We start from the raw sequence: 17,501 nt of genomic DNA on the forward strand, positions 1-17,501 counted from the left end.
TCATCGTCAGCGGGCCTTGATGTCGACGATCAGCCACCGGTCGCCCTCGAACTTCGCGGTGACGGTGAGCTGGGCGGCGGCGGAGGTGGCGGCGGCCTTGTCCCGCCGCGAGGTCTGGTCGAGGAACACGAGGAGGCGCGCGCTGTCCCCGTCGAGCTCGATCACTCCGGTGCGGACGGCCTGAGTGGTGAGCGTGATGCGCTGCTCGACGAGACTCGCGCGGACCTGGGCGAACAGGTCCTCGTACTGACGGGCGGCGCGCCCGGCGAGCACGGTCCGGGCGGAGCGTTCGGCGGCGTCGGCGCCGGCGGGGGCGTACGAGAAGATCCGGGCGAGCCCTTCGGCGACGTCGCCGCTGACGCGGGTGGTGGCCCCGGTATCGGTGAGGGCGTGGTTGCGCGCGGTGGGGGTGGACCGGAGCTGGTGGGCGGCGTGGAAGAACACGCCTCCGCCGACGAGCAGAGCGACGACGGCAGCGGCGAGGGCGCCCCTGCGCCGGAGGGCGACCGAACGGCCCCCACCGCGAGGCGGGGCCTCCGTCCCGTCGTCGGCGGGCCCTGGTCCGTCACCGTCGGCAGACGCTGCCCCTTCGCCGTCGGCGGACGCTGCCCCTTCGTCGTCTGCGGCCTCTGGCCCGCCGCCGCGCGCGGGCTCTGCCCGATCGCCGGCGGCGGGACTCGCCCCGCCCTTGTCCTCGGCCGTGGTCGCCCTCGCGTTCTCCGTAAGCCCGACCGTGTCCCGGGCCGTTCCGGCCGGGGGCTCGGTCGAGCCCGCCTCGTCCGGTTCAGGTGTCCCGCCGGTCGCCTTGCGCAGCAGTCGCGTCACTCGCCCGCACCCTCGCTCTCGTTCTCGTGCTTCTCCGCTCCGGCCACGGGGACCGCGCTCAGGGCCGCGACCCTCCAGGTGTTCTCGCCGGTGCGGGTCAGGACGGCTTCCAGGCGCTTGCGGTCGGTGGTCGCCGTGCCGGTCCCGCGTGGGGTGACGTCGACGCGGACGGTCGCGATGAGTTTCGCCGTACCGGCTCTCGCGTCGAGTGCGGTGAGCGCGGCCTCGGTGACCGTGGCGCGCGCCGAGGCGCCCACCGCGGGTGCGGTGCGCTCGAGTTCGGTGCGGAGCGGTCCTGTGGACGCGTCGCGCCAGGCCCGGATGCCCGCTTCGGCGCGCTCGCGGGTCGAGGCGTCGAGGGTGTTCAGGACGGTGAGGCCCTGTCGGCCCTCGGCGAGCGCGGTGTCCCGTTCGCGACTGAAGGCGAGCTCCTGGTCGGTGCGGGCCTGCGCGTAGGTCCACGCGCCGGTGCCGCAGAAGCCGAGGGCGACGACGAGGGCGCCGGTGCCGAGGATCCTCGCCCGCCTCACCGCGTGCTCCCGGGGTTCAGGCCGAGCAGTCCGGCCATGTCCGTCGGACCGCCGGGCTGGGACGGCAGCGCGAGCGCGCCGGGCATCGTCGCCTGCGCGCCCGTCGTGGGGCGCGCGCCGCCCGAGGGAAGGGAGCCGGGCTTGGCGGGTGCGGGCAGGGTGCCGCCCTTCGGGGCGTGGGCCGAGCCGCGTACGTTGACGCCGGCCGCGGCGGAGCCCGTACAGGCCGCTCCGGTGTTGAGGGCGGGCGCGGTCCCGAGGTCGAGTCCGTTGCGGTAGCGCGTACCCCCGTATCCGGAGGTGCAGGGCAGCGGCTTGAAGAAGGTGACGGCGAGGCCGATGTTCACGCGTCCTCCGTCGACGGCGGTCGCTCCCGCGGAGACGGCCGCGGGGAGTTTCACGAGGAGTTCCTCGGTGCCGCGCTGCCGGGTGACGGCGAGCTCCGACGTGGTGAGGAGGTTGGCGAGGACGACGCTCAGGCTGGGGTCGAGGTCGCGCAGGAGGCCGCTGACCTGACCGGCGGCGTCGGGGGTGACGGCCAGGAGGCGGCGCAGGTCGGCGTCGGAGCCCTTGAGGGTGACGGCGAGGTCGCGCGCGCCGGTGGCGAAGTCCCGGATGGCGCGGCTTTCTTCGGCCTGGGTGCGCAGGACGACCTCGCCGTCGTGGATGAGCCGGGTGGTGGCGGGCAGCGACCTGTCGGCGGCCTCGACGAAGCTGCTGCCGTTGTCGAGGAGGACCTGGAGGTCGTCGCCGTGTCCCTCGAAGGCCTTGCCGAGTTCGTCGACGACCGTGCGCAGGGACTCCAGGGGTACGGAGCCCGCGAGGTCGTTCATGCCGGCGAGCACGTCGGTGACGGGTGCCGGTACCTGGGTGTCGGACTGTTCGATGCGGGCGCCGTCGGCGAGGTAGGGGCCGCCGTCGCTCTCGGGGCGCAGGTCGATGTACTGCTCGCCGACGGCGGAGAGTCCGGCGACCACGGCCCGCGCGTCGGCGGGGATCCGGGGGGCGGACTTCTTGATGCGCAGTTCGGCCACGACGCCGTCGGCGGTGAGGTCGATGTCTCCGACGCGTCCCACGGAGACGCCCCGGTAGGTGACGTCGGAGTGGGTGAACAGGCCTCCGGTGCGGGCGAGTTGGACCCGCACGGTGTAGTGGTCGGCGACGCCGGCGTAACGGCCGAGGTCGGCGTAGCGGACGCCGACGAAGCCGAGGACGAGCACGGCGATGACGAGGAACGCGAGGTTCTTCAGCCGTACGGTGCGGGTGATCACCGGTTCTCGCCTCCGTCCTTCGGTGTGCCGGCGGGCGCCGGCCGGGTGCCCGTCGCGACGGGTGGCAGCGGCAGGGCCGTGTCCGGGCTCCGGGCGGCGCCGCTCGTCCCCGTGCGCTCACGGGCGGCCGGGTCCGGGGCCGGGGTCGTGGCCGAAGGGGAGGGCGTCGGTTCGGCCCTGGGGATCAGGGGCGGGATCACCTGGGTCCCCGGGGCGGCGGCGAGGTGCAGATAGGTGTTGAGGTAGTCGCCCTTGATGCCCCGCATCACCTCGTCGGTGAAGGGATACGTCAGGAGGACCTGGAGCGATTCGGGGAGGTCGGCACCGGCGTCCGCGAGTGCCGTCAGGGTCGGCGCGAGGGCTTTGAGGTCGGCGACCATGTCCTTCTTGCTCGCGTCGATGGTGCTCACGGCGACACCCGACAGTGTGTCCAGGGCGCGCAGCATGGTCAGCAGGGAGCCTCGCTGGTTCTCCAGGGTCTTCAGGCCGGGCGAGAGGTTGGTGAGGACGGTGTCGACGTCCTTCTTGCGGCCGGCGAGGGTGGCGGAGAGCCGGTTGACGCCGTCGAGGGCGCGGGTGATGTCGCCGCGGTGGGCGTCGAGGTTCGCCACGAGCGTGTTGACGCGCTTCAGCATGGAGCGGACCTCGGGTTCGCGTCCGCCGAGCGCCGCGTTGAGTTCCCGGGTGATGGTCTTGAGCTGGTTGACGCCGCCGCCGTTGAGCAGCAGGGACAGCGCGCCGAACACCTCCTCGACCTCGGTGTTGCGGCTGGTGCGGGCCAGGGGGATGACGCTGCCTTCGGTGAGCCGGGTTCCGCTGTCCTTCCGTGGGGCGACGAGCTGGATGTACTTCTCGCCCAGGAGGCTCGACTGTTCCAGGCGGGCACCGGCGTCGGCGGGCAGCCGGACGTCTCCGTTGATCTCCAGGGTGACGCGGGCGGACCAGGTGCCGGTGCCGAGCTCGATGGCGGTGACGCGGCCGACGGCGACGTCGTTGACCTTGACCGCGGACTGCGGCACGAGGCTCAGGACGTCGTCGAGTTCGGCGGTGACCGTGTAGGGGTTCGCGCCGAGGTCGGCGCCGCCGGGCAGCGGCAGGTCCTCGATGCCGTCGAACCGGACGGGGTTCGCGGGGAGGGCGCCGAGGACGACGGCGAGGCCGAGGCCGAGCGCGATCAGGCCGGTGGCGCCGGCGCCGACCGCCTTCTTCGAGGGCAGGGTGCCGCGTCTCACCGCTCCCCCTTTCCGGTGCCCGCGGCGGAGCCGCCGGTCACCGGCAGCGGGAGCAGCGGTCCGCCCATGCTGATCTCGTTGAGGTTGGCGCGGCCGTGGATGGTGCGGTTGTCCTTGTCGTACGCGCCGACGAGGTTGCCCGCGGCGAGCGGGGCGACGTCGAGCGCTTCGGCGAGGGAGGCGCGCTGGTCGACGAGGGTCTGGGTGAGGGGGACGAGCCGGTCGATGTTCTTCTTCAGTTCGCCGCGGTTGTCCTTGATGAACGTCTTGACCTGGGCGAGGGCCTTGCCGAGTTCCTTGAGGGCGCCGGCGAGGTCGTCCCTGTTCTCGGCGAAGTAGCCGACGACCTCGTCGAGGCGCTCCTGGGCGGTGCGGACGTCGCCGTCCTTGTTCTTGAGCATGGTGGTGAAGGTCTGGAGCTGGGTGAGGGTGGCGAACAGGTGGTCGCTGCTGCCGTCGAGGGTCTTGGCGGCCTTGCCGAACTCCGCGATGGAGGTGCCGATGGCCGTGCCGTTGCCCTTGAGGTTCTTCGCGCCGGTGTCGAGGAGTTCGGAGAGGGCGCCGGTCGCGTTGGCGCCGTCGGGGCCGAGTGCGCGGCTCAGTTCGGTGAGGGAGGCGTAGAGCTGGTCGATCTCGACGGGGGTGCGGTTGCGGGAGGCGGGCAGCTGGGCGCCGTCGGCGAGGGCGGGTCCTGTGGTGTAGGCGGGGCTGAGCTGCACGTACCGGTCGGCGACGATGCTCGGGGCGACGACGAGGGCCCGCGCGTCGGCGGGGACGCGTACGCCCTCGTCGAGGCGGAGTCCGACGCGTACCCGGGTGCCCTGCGGCTCCACGGACTCCACCTCTCCGATCCTGACCCCGAGGACGCGCAGGTCGGATCCGGCGTAGACGCCGACCGCGCGGTCGAAGTAGGCGGTGACGCGGATGCCGCCGGTGTCGAGGACGCGTACGACGACGAGACCGCAGGCGGCGAGCACCGCGAGGGCGAGGCCGGCGACGAGGGGTCTTCTGGTCCTGGTCTTCATTCACCGCTCCCCTTGGCCGTCGCCGTCTGTTTCGGCGGCAGGCATCCGGACTTGGGCTGCGAGGCTTCGGGCAGATAGGTACGGGGCACGACGCCGCACAGATAGCTGTCGAACCAGCGGCCGGTGCCGAGGGTGTTGCCGACGAGCCGGTAGTACGGGCCGATGAGCGCGAGCGTCTTGTCGAGCTGGCCGCTGTTCTTCTCCAGGACGCCCGTGACCCGGCTGAGGGCCTTCAGGGTCGGGCCGAGCTGCCGGTCGTTGTCGCCGACGAGGCCGCTGAGTTCGGTGCCGAGGTCGCGGCTGCCCTTCAGCAGGGCGCGGATGGCGTCGCGGCGCTTCTTGAGCTCGCCGAGCAGGGAGCCGCCGTCCTCGATGAGCGTCTCGAAGCTGGACTTCTTGTTCTCCAGGGTCTTGGTGAACTTCTCGCTGTTCCGCAGGAGTCTGGCGAGTTCGGTGTCGCGTTTGGAGACGGACTTGGACAGTTCGGAGAGGCCGGTGGCGGCGTTGCGCACGTGCGGCGGCGAGTTCTTGAAGGTGTCGGAGATCGTCCGGAAGCTCTCCGCGAGTTTCCCGGTGTCGAGGGCGTCGACGGTGCCGCTGAGGTCCTGGAAGGCCTGCGTCACGTCGTACGGGGAGGTGGTGCGCGACTGCGGGATGCGGGCTCCGGGGTCCTGGGGGGCGGAGCCCAGCGGGTCGAGCGCCAGGTACTTCTCGCCGAGGAGGGTCTTGATGGCGATGGCGGCGGTCGACCGGTCTCCGATCCAGGCGTCGCCGACCTCGAACGTCACCTTGACCTTGGGGCCGTCGAGGGAGACGTCGGTGACCTTGCCGACCTTGACCCCGGCGATGCGTACCTCGTCGCCGGCGTCGAGCCCGGCGGCCTCGGAGAAGTCGGCGCTGTAGGCGGTGTCGCCGCCGACGAGGGGGAGCCGTTCCACGTTGTACGCGAGGGCGGCGAGCAGGGCGAGGACCATGAGTCCGACGACGGCGACGGCGACGGGGTTGCGTTCCTTGACCGGCTTGAGCCGGGGGCGGGTGCGGGTGCCGGGGCGGGTGCTCATCCTCGGCACCTCGGTTCGGTCACGGCGATGCCGGTCGGCGGCTTGGAGCCGTCGGACGTTTCCACGCCGCTCACGCGTGCCTCGCAGAGGTAGAGGTTGAACCACGAGCCGTACGAGGAGAGCCGGGCGAGGGCCGTCATCTTGGCGGGGGTGTTGGCGAGGAACCGCTCGATGGCGGGGGTGTGGTCGCCGAGGGTCCCGGACAGCCGCCCCAGTTCGCGGATGTCCTTCTTGAGGGGGGCGCGGCCTTCCTGGAAGAGCCCGGCGGTCGTCGTGGTGAGGTCACCGATGGCCTTGACGGCCTCGCCGAGGGGTTTGCGGTCGGTGTTGAAGCCGGTGACGAGTTTCTGGAGGGTGACGACGAGGTCGCCGAACGCGGCCTCGCGGTTGTTGAGGGTGGTGAGGACGGTGTTGAGGTGGGTGACGACCTGGCCGATGACCTCGTCCTTGGCGGCCACGGTCTTCGTGAGGGAGCCGATGTGGCGCATGAGGCTGTCGACCGTTCCGCTCTCGCCCTGGAGGACCTGGACGAGCGAGCCGGCGAGATCGTTGACGTCGCCGGGCGAGAGGCCTTCGAAGAGCGGCTTGAACCCGTTGAAGAGCAGGGTCAGGTCGAGGGCGGGGGTGGTGCGGTCGAGCGGGATGGTCTCCCCGGCGCTCAGGGTGCCGGTGAGGTCGCCGCTGCCCCGGCCGAGGGAGATGTAGCGCTGCCCGACCATGTTGAGGTACTTGACGGCGGCGGTGGCCGACCGGGGCAGGGAGCGGTCCTCGCGGACCGAGAAGGTGACCTGGGCGGTGCGCCGTTCGACGACGCGTACGTCGGTCACCTCGCCCACCTTCACTCCGGCGATGCGCACGGAGTCGCCGTTGACGAGCCCGGTGACGTCGGTGAAGAGGGCCTTGTAGGTGCGGGTGGCGGAGCCGACGCCGGTGTTGGCGATGCTGAAGCCGAGCACGGTGGTGGCGAGGGCGGTGACCAGGACGAACGCGAGGGACTTGAGGAGTGTCCCGGTCAGGCCGCGTCGTCGCGTGTGGGTGGGTCGGGTCGTCATCGGAGGGTCACCTCCGCGCCGCGGAACGCGGGTCCCGCGAGGAGGCTGCTCCAGTCCGGCAGGTCGCCGGGCAGCTTCTTCGCGGCGGGGGCGAGGAGTTCGTTGACGAGGTCGTTCTCCTGGGGGGAGTTGGCGGGTCCCAGTTGCTGGTCGGCGGCGGACGCCCGGGCGGCGGGTGCGGCCGGGACGCCGGGATAGGGCACCGGGTAGCAGCGCGGGCCGCCACCGGATCCGTAGGAGGGGGTGTCACGGCCGGGGACGTAGGCGCCGCGCGAGGGCACGGTGGTCACGTTCACGTGCAGTCCGGGCCGGTCGGTGCCCTTGCCGAGTGCCTTGTCCATGGCGGGTACGAACTGGGCGAGGGTGCGCAGGGTGCAGGGGAAGGACGGGGCGTACTCGGCGAGCAGTTCCAGGGTGGGCCTGCTGGTGGCGCTGAGCCGGATGATGTTGTCCTTGTTCTGCCGGAGGAAGGCGGTCAGGTCCTCGGCCGTGCGGGTGGTGACGCCGAGGGTGCCGGCCAGCTCGCCCTCCTTCTCGGCGAGGGTGCCGCTGGTGGTGGTGAAGTCGGTGAGCGCCGTGACGATGTCCGGGGCGGCGTCGGCGTAGATGTGGCTGACCTTCACGAGTTCTTTCAGGTCGCGGTTGAGGGTGGGCAGGTGGGGGTTGAACTTCCGCAGGTGGGCGTCGAGCCGGGCGAGGGTCTCGCCGAGCTTGTCGCCGCGTCCTTCGAGGGCCTGGGAGACGGCCGACAGGGTCGCCGACAGCTTCTGCGGCTGGACGGCGGTGAGCATCGGCAGGACGTTGTCGAGGACCTGCTGGAGTTCGACGGCGTTGCTGGAGCGGTCCTCGGGGATGACGGCGCCGGGGCCGAGGGGTCGCGCCGAGGGGTTTCCGGGCGGTACGAGGGCGACGAACCGTTCGCCGAAGAGCGTCGTGGGCAGCATCTGCGCGCGGACGTCGGAGGGGACGTGGCGCAGGGTGCCGGGCCGCATGGCGAGCGTGAGCCGGGCTCCGCCGTCGGTGGCGTCGATGGCGCGGACCTCGCCGATGACGACACCGCGCAGTTTCACCTCGGCGCCGAGGTGCATCTCGTTGCCGATGCTGCCGGTCTCGACGACGACCGGGTCGGAGTCGGTGAAGCGTTTGTCGTAGACGGCGACCGCCAGCCAGGCGAGCAGGGCGGGCACAAGGAGGAACACGACGCCGGCGGACCGGCGGCGCAGGGTCTCGGCCGTTGAGTCGCTCATCTCACCCCGCCACCTTCACGGTCGTGGTCGCGCCCCAGAGGGCAAGCGACAGGAAGAAGTCGGTGACGCTGATCAGCACGATGGCGTTGCGTACGGAACGGCCGACGGCGATGCCGACGCCCGCGGGGCCGCCGGAGGCCCGGAAGCCGTAGTAGCAGTGGGCGATGATCACCATCACGCTGAAGATCAGCACTTTGAGCACCGACAGGAGGACGTCCGTCGGTGACAGGAACAGGTTGAAGTAGTGGTCGTACGTCCCCTGGGACTGGCCGTTGAAGAGGACCGTCACATAGCGGGAGGCCAGGTAGGAGGAGAGCAGGCCGATCGCGTAGAGCGGGACGATGGCGACGACCCCGGCGATGATGCGGGTGGTGACCAGGTACGGCATGGAGCGGATGCCCATGCCTTCGAGGGCGTCGACCTCCTCGTTGATGCGCATGGCGCCGAGCTGGGCGGTGAAGCCGGCGCCGACGGTCGCGGAGAGGGCGAGTCCCGCGACGAGCGGGGCGATCTCCCTGGTGTTGAAGTACGCGGAGACGAACCCGGTGAAGGCCGCGGTGCCGATCTGTTCGAGTGCCGCGTACCCCTGGAGGCCGACGACGGTTCCGGTGAACAGCGTCATCGCGATCATGACGCCGATGGTGCCGCCGATGACCCCGAGGCCGCCGGAGCCGAAGGCGACCTCGGCGAGCAGCCGTTGCACCTCCTTGAGGTAGCGGCGCAGCGTCCGGGGGATCCAGAGCAGGGCTCTGACGTAGAACAGGAGCTGGTCGCCGGACCGGTCGAGCCAGACGAACGGGGAGGCCATCGGTCTCAGCCTCCCTTCGGCGGGACGATCTGGAGGTAGATGCCGGTCATCACCATGTTCACGAAGAACAGCAGCATGAAGGTGATGACGACGGACTGGTTGACGGCGTCGCCGACTCCCTTGGGGCCGCCGCGGGGGTTGAGCCCCCGGTAGGCGGCGACGATGCCCGCGATGAACCCGAAGATGAGGGCCTTGAGTTCGCTGATGTAGAGGTCGGGCAGCTGGGCGAGGGCGGAGAAGCTGGAGAGGTAGGCGCCGGGGGTGCCGCCCTGGAGGATGATGTTGAAGAAGTAGCCGCCGAGTGTCCCGACGACGGAGACCATCCCGTTGAGGAGGACGGCGACCGCCATGGTGGCGAGGACCCGCGGGACGACCAGACGCTGTACGGGCGAGACGCCCATGACCTCCATCGCGTCGAGCTCCTCCCGGATCTTGCGGGAGCCGAGGTCGGCGCAGATGGCGGAGCCGCCGGCGCCGGCGATCAGGAGGGCGACGATGAGCGGGCTGGCCTGCTGGATGACGGCGAGGACGCTGGCGCCGCCGGTGAACGACTGGGCCCCCAACTGCTGGGTGAGGGAGCCGACCTGGAGGGCGATCACGGCGCCGAACGGGATGGAGACGAGCGCGGCCGGCAGGATGGTGACGCTGGCGATGAACCAGAACTGCTCCAGGAACTCCCGGAATTGGAAGGGCCTTCGGAAGACGGCCCGGCTCACCTCGGCGGTGAGGGCGAAGAGACGGCCGGTCTGCCGCAGCGCGCCGGTGATCACGAGCCGCTCCCCGGAGCCGGTCTTGTCAGGGTGATCACGAGCCGCTCCCGGGGGCCGGCATGGTCAGGGTGGGCGCCGCGGCGCTCCGCGCGTAGGTGTCGCGGATGGCCGCGCGGGCGGCGGGCGGCAGTTGGTCGAGCATGCCGAGGACCCGTTCCCGTCGGCGCGCGACGGCCGCGCGCGGCGGCAGGCCGGGCGAGGGTTCCAGCTGCGGGACGATACCGGGGGGCCCGCCCGCCCGGTGGCCGGTGGGGTTGACCGCCTCGGCGGCGAGCAGAGCGGCGTCCTTCTCCTCGGACATGCCGATGGGGCCTTCGCGGCGGCCGGCGAGGAACTGCGTCACGACCGGCTCGTCGCTGGTGAGGAGTACCTCACGCGGGCCGAAGGTGACCAGGTTGCGCCGGAAGAACATCCCCATGTTGTCGGGGACGGTGGCCGCGATGTCCAGGTTGTGGGTGACGATCAGCATCGTCGCGTCGATACGGGCGTTGAGGTCGATGAGCAGCTGGGAGAGGTAGGCGGTGCGGACGGGGTCGAGCCCGGAGTCCGGTTCGTCGCACAGGACGATCTGCGGGTCGAGGACGAGCGCGCGGGCCAGGCCGGCGCGTTTGCGCATGCCGCCGCTGATCTCGCCCGGCAGCTTCCCCTCCGCGCCGAGCAGGCCGACGAGGTCGATCCGCTCCATGACGATGCGCCGGATCTCGGACTCCCGCTTGCGGGTGTGCTCGCGCAGCGGGAAGGCGATGTTGTCGAAGAGGGTCATGGAGCCGAAGAGGGCGCCGTCCTGGAACATGAGGCCGAAGAGTTTCCGGGTCTCGTAGATGTCGCGTTCCGGACTGCTGACCATGTCGACGCCGTTGATGAGGACACGGCCCTGCTGGGGCTTGAGCAGTCCGATGAGCGATTTCAGGAAGACCGTCTTTCCGGTGCCGGAAGGGCCGAGCATCACGCTCACCTCTCCGGCCGGCAATGTCAGCGTCACGTCCTGCCAGATGTTCTGCTTGCCAAAGGACATGGTCAGACCCTCAACGACTACTTCGATTCCCATCCCACCTCCAGCAAGCGTGCACCTGGCATGCGTCGCGGGCGCACGGTAAGTCGGTGCGGATCACCCGGACAATAGCCTGGCGGCAAAATCCTTGATCCGCTCCCGCATATGTCACCGCGGAGACAAGACAGCGATCGTCTTTTGTCTCCGCCGAGACAGGTCGGGCGTGCAGAGCTGCGCCGACCTGCGACTGGTCGCCGCCCCCGGAACGCTACGGCCGAGTAACCTTCCTCGGCAATACCGGATTCCGAGTTTTCCCTGGACAGGACGGAACAGCGCAGCAATTGTCAGCCGGGAGACAGTTCCACTTCGCCGCTTGTCACCGCGGAGAGCAGCGAGCACAAAACCGGCCGCCGGCGAGAGTCGAATACCGGCCCCTCGCCAATCGCCCCTGATCGATCAGAATTGTCGACATTGCGCACCCCGGAACCAAGGGGATTCCCGCCACCGCTCACCCGCCTGACAGGCAATTCGGCCTCTTCAAAGAATCATGGGCGGCGCCATTGTTCAGCTAAGTTTCCCGCAAGTAACGTCAGGTTTCGCGGCCGAGAAATGCCGGGCCGCCGGCCGCTCGACCCCCACCGCGGCCACCCTCTGCCGGTCACATCCCCAAGGAGAGCCCCACAGCCATGAAGAAGCCCATGAGAAACCTCGCCGTCGTCGCCGGTGCCGCCACCGCCGCGTTCGCCCTCGCCGCCGCCCCCGCATCGGCGGTGCCCTCGACCGTCTGGACGGTCAACCCGACGCCGTCCAGCTTCACCGCGGCCAACAGCGGCAACGTCGTCCTGAGCGTCAACGGCATCGCCATGACGTGCACGAAGTCGAACGCCTCGGGCACCATGCAGAGCGCCACCGGCAACCCGGCCACCGTCGCCTCCATCAGCGCCATCGCCTTCGGCGCCACCGGCGCCCCCTGCACCAGCGTCCTGGGCAACGTGACCACCGTCGCTACCACCCCCTGGACCGTGGTGGCCCAGGACTACACCGCCGCGACCGGCGTCACCAAGGGCTACGTCGGCAACGTCGACGCCAAGGTGACCGTCGGCGCCTGTGTCTTCCGCGTGACGGGCAAGGCGTCCGGCACGTACACCAACTCGACGGGCGCGCTCGCCGTCAACAGCGTCGCCGGCGAGCTCACGGTCGTCTCGTCGACCAACTGCGGCTCCGCCGTCCCGGTCGGTGCCAAGCCGACCTTCAAGGGCACCTATCTCGTCAAGAAGGCCGGCACCACCACCATCCCGACGATCGTCGGCTCCAACCCGTAGGACCCAGGAACCCGCGTCCGTCCGGCCGGCGACCCCGGCCGGGCGGACGCGGGCCTGTCCGTACCCCCGACCGCCTTCACCCCGCGCACGCACGCGCACGACCCGAGCGGAGCACCAGATGAGAGGCCAGCGAGCCGCCCTGCGGCCCTCCCGCGCCCACGCGCGCGGTGCGGCGATCGCCGCACTCGTGGCACTCGCCCCCCTCCTGCCCGCGGCCGCGGTCGCCCTGGGCTCCCACGAGGTCGACGCCGAACTCCCCTATCTCTGCGCCCTGCCCTCGGGACAGCAGCCCGCGACGGTACGGATCAAGGCCACCGTTCCCGACCGGGTGGCCGTCGGCGAGGAGGTCCGGCCCACCGAGGTCAGCACGACAGTGGAACTCCCGGCCCCGGCCGTGGCCGACCTCGGCGCGCCGAAGGCCGCCACCGTACGGGCCGAGACGCTGCTCACGGTCGGCGCGGACCAGAACGGGCAGCGTACGGACGTCACCTGGCGCGGGACGGCCCAGCCCCTCGACGTACCCGCCGAAGGATCCCTCGCCCTCACGACGACCGGCGACGTCCCCGGCCTGACGACGGGCAGCACCGGCGAACTGACCCTCACCGCCGGAGACATCGGCGTCGACCTCGCCCTGAGCGCGGCCGACGGCACGCCCACCACCCCCGCCTCCCTCTCCGTGACCTGCGTCCCCGGCCAGGACACGGAGGGCGCCGGGGTCCTCGCGAGGGTCCCGGTCGGCGCCGGGGCCTCCACCGGAACACCGAGCGCTCCCTCCACGCCGTCGACCGACCCCTCCTCGGCCTCCCCCTCGCCGCCCTCGTCTCCCTCCGCCTCCCCTCCGTCCTCGTCCCCGCGGCCGGCTTCCCCGACGGCGAGCGCGACGACCGGCGGGACCGGTGAGCCCCCCGCCGCCCCGGAGACCGGAAGCGCGGCGGACAGCGGCCCGAGAGCCGTCCCGGAGGCGACGCCCAGCGCGGCGCCCGGCCCGCGTACCGCACCGCCCTGCCGCAAGGACGCGCCGACCTCCACGTCCCTGACCGCGTACATCACGGGCTACGCCAACGTGCGGAAGCTGAACGGCGCCACGCTCGTCCCGGTGTCCTGCGTCCTCATCGAACAGGGCATCCCGGAGATCGACTTCCGGCCGGACGGCAGCCTGCACCTCCTCCAGAAGTCGGACGCCGAGCTCTCGTACGAGGGGCGCAAGCAGTCCCCGCCCTTCAAGGCCACCTTCCTGACCTTCGACTTCATGCCGGCCACGGCGACCATGGTCCTGGAGCAGGCGGGGCCCATGGCCGTCGAGTCGGACATCCTCCTCGTCTTCCCCGACAACATCGCGGAGACCTGGATCCGCGCCCCCCTCGTCCTGCGCGTCCTCGACGTCCGCGTCAACGGCACCCGGCTGGACGTCGGCCCCTCCTGCCGCACGGCGAAGCCTCTCAGCTCGCCGGAACCCGACCCCGCCAAGTACCCCGGAGACCATCTGGTGCTTCTGGGCAAGGGGCAGCTCCTCAACGGCACCGACGCCACCGGCTACGTCCTCACCAGTGGCGGCCCGCTCACCGGTGAGGTGACCATCCCCGCCTTCGAGGGCTGCGGTGCCGGCGGCGAGAACCTCGACCGGCTCCTCACCGCCTCCATCTCCGGCCCCGGCAACCACCTCAAGCAGATCCAGGGCCAGACGTGCGCCGTGGGCGTCGAGGTGCCCACCGAGGGCCAGTGCACCGAGGACCGTCAGCCGTACGTGGTCCCCGAGCCGGAGCGCTGAACCGGCGCACCCGGCCCGGTGCGCCCGGTCCGCCCTCCTGGCCCCACGCCCTCCCGGCCCGCCCCTCCTTCCCCACGTTCTCCCGTCCCGTCCACTCCCCTCAACGGAAGGCATCGCCATGCCCGTCGTCTCCCCCCGCACCCGCCTCGCCACCCTCTCCGCCCTGACCGCGCTCGGCGCCTTCGTCTCCATGGGCACGGCGACCGCGGCCGCCCCCGAACTGGACGGCAGCTGGGCACCGTTCACCCGCTGCCCCGTCGACGCCCCCGCGATGCTCGCCGCCGACGGCCTCGACAAGGCGCCGCAGTGCGTCTCCTCCTCCTCCGCCAGCGGCTCCATCAAGCTCGGCAACACGACCGTGGTCACCGGCAGGACCGACCTCCAGATCGGCGTCATCCAGAACGCCGACGGCACCAGCACGGTCGTCGCCCCCGCCGCCGGCGCGATCATCGCCGACTCGGCCACCGTCCCCGGCGGTCTGCTCGGCCTGATGTGCCCGAGCGACATCCCGTTCATCACCGACATCTGCAAGCAGCTGTCCGACGCCAGGCTCAACAAGATCACCGCCACCGTGGAGTCGGTCGGCACCCCCTCGGACTTCGACCAGATCGCGGGCGTCCTCACCGACATGCCGATCGTCAACATCCCGGTCCGCATCCACCTGCAGAACCCGTTCCTCGGCAACAACTGCTACATCGGGACGAAGTCCAAGCCGATCATGCTCCGTCCGAGCAACGCCACGTCCCCCTCCTTCGCCGTGGAGCGCTTCAACGGCGACGGCTCCCCGAACGAGGAAGGCGACATGAGCCGCCTCAACATCCTCGGCTCCACCCAGGTCGACACCACCTTCGCCGTCCCCGGCGCCAGCGGCTGCGGCCTGGGCCTGTTCGGCCTGATCGACGGCGCGGTCAACCTCAAGACGGGGCTGCCGTCCGCCGCCGGGAAGAACCGCCTCACGCTCGACAACACGCAGACGTACCTGACCGGCCTCTACGCGCCCGGCGTCGTCGCCCCGGACGCCGGAAAGGTCCTGTCCCAGAACTGGCACTCCGCCGTCAAGTAACGGCCAGTCAGGGGCGATTCCCGGCCTAGTCGGGGGCGTACACCCTCCAGGGGCGCCAACTCCTGCGCAAGTTGTGTACAGCACACAGCAGGTGTCCTAGCTTCAGCAGTCCACGTCGGTACGCGCCTGACGGCCCCTGCGGCGCCCACCTCACCAGGTCGGGCGCCGCAGACCGTCGCTCCCCCCACCGGTCGCGCAGGAGAGCAAGGGATCGGCCCATGCCCGCAATCGCACACTCACCGGCCACCGGTGAACCGCTCGATCCGCTCCCCCGAGAGTTCGCCGATCTGATGAGGCCGGAGATCCCCGGCCTCATCAAGGAGATCGGCGTGGAGGTCCAGCGGGCCTACCCCGTGTACGCCCATCTCTTCAACGGGCCGCACTCGGACGCGATCCGCCAGGGCGTGGAGCAGGCCCTGGCGGCCTTCGTGGAACGGGTCGCCGCCCCCGGGGCGAACTCCGCCCTCCGGGACGAACTCCTGCGCAAGTTCGGCCGGGTGGAGGCCTACGAGGGCCGTGACCTCGACACCCTCCAGGGCGCGTACCGCCTCGGCGCGCGCATCGCGCTGCGCCGGGCCAAGATCATCGGACGCACGTACAACCTCTCCCCGACCCTCATCCTGGCCTTCGCGGACGCCCTCTTCGCCTACGTCGAGGAACTGGAGTCCCTCTCCCGCGAGGGGTACGTCATGGTCCAGGCGCGCGGGATGACCGACGTGGCGGCGCTGCGAAGACAACTGCTCCACCTGGTCGTCGCCGGGCCGCCGCTGCCCCGGGCGACCATCGCCGAGCTGTGCCAGGAGGCCTCCTGGCAGCTCCCCGCCGAGTGCACCCTGGTCGCCCTGCGCCCGCCGGTCGCCGAACTCGTCCAGGCGGGCCTCGACCGGGACGTCCTCGCCGACCTCGGCCTCCCCCAGCCGCATCTGCTCATCCCCGGCCCCCTCACCGCCGAGCGGCTCGCGATGCTCCGCTCCGCCCTGGCCGGCACTCCCGCCGTCGTCGGCCTGACCGTGCCGCCGGGTCAGGCCGCCCACTCCATCCGCTGGGCACGGCGGGTCCTCGAACTCATCGACGACGGTGTCGTGGCGGACGCCCCCGTCGTGCACTGCGAGGACCACCTGACAACGTTATGGCTGCTGTCCGACCCGGCGCTCACCGCCCATCTCGCCCAGCGTGAACTGGCCCCGCTCGACGGTCTGTCGGGCACCCGGCGCGAGCGGCTGATCGAGACCCTGCGCGTCCACGTCTCCACGCGCGCACCCGCCGAACAGGTCGGCGAGATGCTGGGGGTGCACGCCCAGACGGTCCGCTACCGCCTGCGGAACCTGGACGCCCACTTCGGCGACCGGCTGCTCGACCCGGAGCACCGCTTCGCTCTGGAAGCAGCGCTCCGTGCGCTCCATCTCCAGGAGACGAAGCGCACGGACTGAGAGCGACGACCGCCGGGGCGGGTTACTTCGGGTCGCGGTTGTAGAGGGCCTTGGACCAGAAGTAGCCGAGGGTGATGAGGGCGAGGCACCAGCCGACGGCGAGCCAGCCGTTGTGGCCGATCTCGGTGCCGAGGAGGAGGCCGCGGAGGGTCTCGATGGCGGGGGTGAAGGGCTGGTACTCGGCGATGGGCTGGAACCAGCCCGGCATCGTGTCCGCCGGGATGAAGGCACTGGAGACGAGCGGCAGGAGGATCAGCGGCATGGCCATGTTGCTGGCCGCCTCCGGGTTCGGGCTGGCCATGCCCATCCCGACCGCGATCCAGGTGAGCGCCAGGGCGAACAGCGTGAGCAGCCCGAACGCCGCCAGCCACTCCAGGGCCGTGGCGTCGGTGGACCGGAAGCCGATGGCCACGGCGACGGCACCGACGAGGATCAGACTGGCGAGCACCTGGAGCACGCTGCCGACGACGTGCCCGATGAGCAGCGCTCCGCGATGGATCGCCATCGTACGGAAGCGGGCGACGAGGCCCTCGCTCATGTCCATGGAGACGGCGATCGCGGCTCCGATCACCGTGCTGCCGATGGTCATCAGGAGCAGGCCCGGGACGATGTAGGCGATGTAGTCGGAGCGGTCCGCGCCGCCACCACCGATGCCCGCGCTCATGACGTCTCCGAAGATGTAGACGAAGAGCAGCAGAAGCATGATCGGGGAGAGCAGCAGGTTGAGCGTCATGGACGGGTAGCGGCGGGCGTGGAGGAGGTTGCGCCGCAGCATGGTCGACGTGTCGCGGACGGCGAGGGTGATCGAGCTCATCGGACGGTCTCCTTGGACGGGCCCTGCTGGGTGGGGACGGTGGTGGTGGCGGTGAGGGCGAAGAAGACGTCGTCGAGGTCGGGGGTGTGGACGGTGAGTTCGTCGGCTTCGATGTGGGCGGTGTCGAGGCGGTCGAGGATGGTGCGCAGGTGGCGCTGGCTGCCGTCGCTGGGGAGTTGGAGGGTGAGGTTGTCGTGGTCGGGGGCGGCGTCGTGGAGTGTGGTGGCGGCGGTGCGGTAGGCGGTGGGGTCGGAGAAGCGGAGGCGGACGTGGCCGCCGGGGATGAGGCGTT

Annotated in this window: 16 protein-coding genes and 1 pseudogene; 4 read left to right on the top strand and 13 right to left on the bottom strand. The window is 71.1% G+C overall.

Annotated features, from left to right (window positions below; translation table 11 throughout):
• Positions 1-6: 6 nt before the first annotated feature.
• From ACIRB7_RS15025 to ACIRB7_RS15075, 11 genes are read right to left on the bottom strand one after another with little or no spacing between them, the layout of a single operon-like run.
• Positions 7-825 (bottom strand): hypothetical protein, encoded by an 819-nt coding sequence (locus tag ACIRB7_RS15025; protein ID WP_403597600.1) that lies wholly within the window; start codon positions 823-825, stop codon positions 7-9.
• Positions 822-1,355 (bottom strand): hypothetical protein, encoded by a 534-nt coding sequence (locus tag ACIRB7_RS15030; protein WP_403597603.1) that lies wholly within the window; start codon positions 1,353-1,355, stop codon positions 822-824. Before ACIRB7_RS15030 ends, ACIRB7_RS15025 begins: the two co-directional genes overlap by 4 nt.
• Positions 1,352-2,626 carry an MCE family protein gene (locus ACIRB7_RS15035; protein ID WP_403597606.1) on the bottom strand — a complete coding sequence of 425 codons (1,275 nt, stop codon included), beginning with the start codon at positions 2,624-2,626 and terminating at the stop codon, positions 1,352-1,354. The genes ACIRB7_RS15030 and ACIRB7_RS15035 overlap by 4 nt, the downstream gene beginning before the upstream one ends.
• Positions 2,623-3,858 carry an MCE family protein gene (locus ACIRB7_RS15040; RefSeq protein WP_403597609.1) on the bottom strand — a complete coding sequence of 412 codons (1,236 nt, stop codon included), beginning with the start codon at positions 3,856-3,858 and terminating at the stop codon, positions 2,623-2,625. The genes ACIRB7_RS15035 and ACIRB7_RS15040 overlap by 4 nt, the downstream gene beginning before the upstream one ends.
• The gene (locus ACIRB7_RS15045) at positions 3,855-4,883 is read right to left on the bottom strand and encodes an MCE family protein (RefSeq protein WP_403597612.1); all 1,029 of its coding nucleotides are present in this window, start codon (positions 4,881-4,883) and stop codon (positions 3,855-3,857) included. The genes ACIRB7_RS15040 and ACIRB7_RS15045 overlap by 4 nt, the downstream gene beginning before the upstream one ends.
• A complete protein-coding gene (locus ACIRB7_RS15050; protein WP_403597615.1) occupies positions 4,880-5,944 on the bottom strand; it encodes an MCE family protein in 1,065 nt (354 codons plus the stop codon). The genes ACIRB7_RS15045 and ACIRB7_RS15050 overlap by 4 nt, the downstream gene beginning before the upstream one ends.
• The gene (locus ACIRB7_RS15055) at positions 5,941-6,996 is read right to left on the bottom strand and encodes an MCE family protein (RefSeq protein WP_403597618.1); all 1,056 of its coding nucleotides are present in this window, start codon (positions 6,994-6,996) and stop codon (positions 5,941-5,943) included. The genes ACIRB7_RS15050 and ACIRB7_RS15055 overlap by 4 nt, the downstream gene beginning before the upstream one ends.
• Complete coding sequence (locus ACIRB7_RS15060) at positions 6,993-8,243, bottom strand: MCE family protein (RefSeq protein ID WP_403597621.1); 1,251 nt, start codon at positions 8,241-8,243, stop codon at positions 6,993-6,995. Before ACIRB7_RS15060 ends, ACIRB7_RS15055 begins: the two co-directional genes overlap by 4 nt.
• Position 8,244: 1 nt before the next feature.
• Positions 8,245-9,051, bottom strand: coding sequence for an ABC transporter permease (locus ACIRB7_RS15065; protein WP_189801008.1), 807 nt, complete (start codon positions 9,049-9,051; stop codon positions 8,245-8,247).
• Between the two features lie 5 nt (positions 9,052-9,056).
• Positions 9,057-9,821, bottom strand: coding sequence for an ABC transporter permease (locus ACIRB7_RS15070; protein WP_351214226.1), 765 nt, complete (start codon positions 9,819-9,821; stop codon positions 9,057-9,059).
• A 34-nt stretch (positions 9,822-9,855) separates the two neighbouring features.
• Entirely contained in the window at positions 9,856-10,869 is a 1,014-nt protein-coding gene (locus tag ACIRB7_RS15075) for an ABC transporter ATP-binding protein (protein ID WP_403597625.1), read from the bottom strand.
• Positions 10,870-11,498: 629 nt separating this feature from the next.
• Here ACIRB7_RS15075 and ACIRB7_RS15080 point away from each other — a divergent pair.
• The 4 genes from ACIRB7_RS15080 (at position 11,499) to ACIRB7_RS15095 (ending at position 16,395) form a co-directional block, all read left to right on the top strand.
• Positions 11,499-12,134, top strand: coding sequence for a hypothetical protein (locus ACIRB7_RS15080; RefSeq protein ID WP_403597628.1), 636 nt, complete (start codon positions 11,499-11,501; stop codon positions 12,132-12,134).
• Between the two features lie 118 nt (positions 12,135-12,252).
• Positions 12,253-13,902 carry a DUF6801 domain-containing protein gene (locus tag ACIRB7_RS15085; protein WP_403597631.1) on the top strand — a complete coding sequence of 550 codons (1,650 nt, stop codon included), beginning with the start codon at positions 12,253-12,255 and terminating at the stop codon, positions 13,900-13,902.
• Between the two features lie 118 nt (positions 13,903-14,020).
• On the top strand, positions 14,021-14,965 hold the full coding sequence (locus tag ACIRB7_RS15090) for a hypothetical protein (protein ID WP_403597634.1): 945 nt from the start codon (positions 14,021-14,023) through the stop codon (positions 14,963-14,965).
• A 218-nt stretch (positions 14,966-15,183) separates the two neighbouring features.
• Entirely contained in the window at positions 15,184-16,395 is a 1,212-nt protein-coding gene (locus ACIRB7_RS15095; RefSeq protein ID WP_403597637.1) for a helix-turn-helix domain-containing protein, read from the top strand.
• Between the two features lie 22 nt (positions 16,396-16,417).
• Here ACIRB7_RS15095 and ACIRB7_RS15100 read toward each other — a convergent pair whose 3' ends face one another.
• Together ACIRB7_RS15100 and ACIRB7_RS15105 are read right to left on the bottom strand one after the other, a co-directional pair.
• On the bottom strand, positions 16,418-17,209 hold the full coding sequence (locus ACIRB7_RS15100) for an ABC transporter permease (RefSeq protein ID WP_403597640.1): 792 nt from the start codon (positions 17,207-17,209) through the stop codon (positions 16,418-16,420).
• A pseudogene (locus tag ACIRB7_RS15105) lies at positions 17,206-17,501 on the bottom strand (ABC transporter); the annotation flags it as partial. The gene ACIRB7_RS15100 and the pseudogene ACIRB7_RS15105, both read right to left, overlap by 4 nt.

The organism is Streptomyces sp. NPDC093795, from assembly GCF_044764665.1.
Taxonomy (GTDB): Bacteria; Actinomycetota; Actinomycetes; order Streptomycetales; family Streptomycetaceae; genus Streptomyces.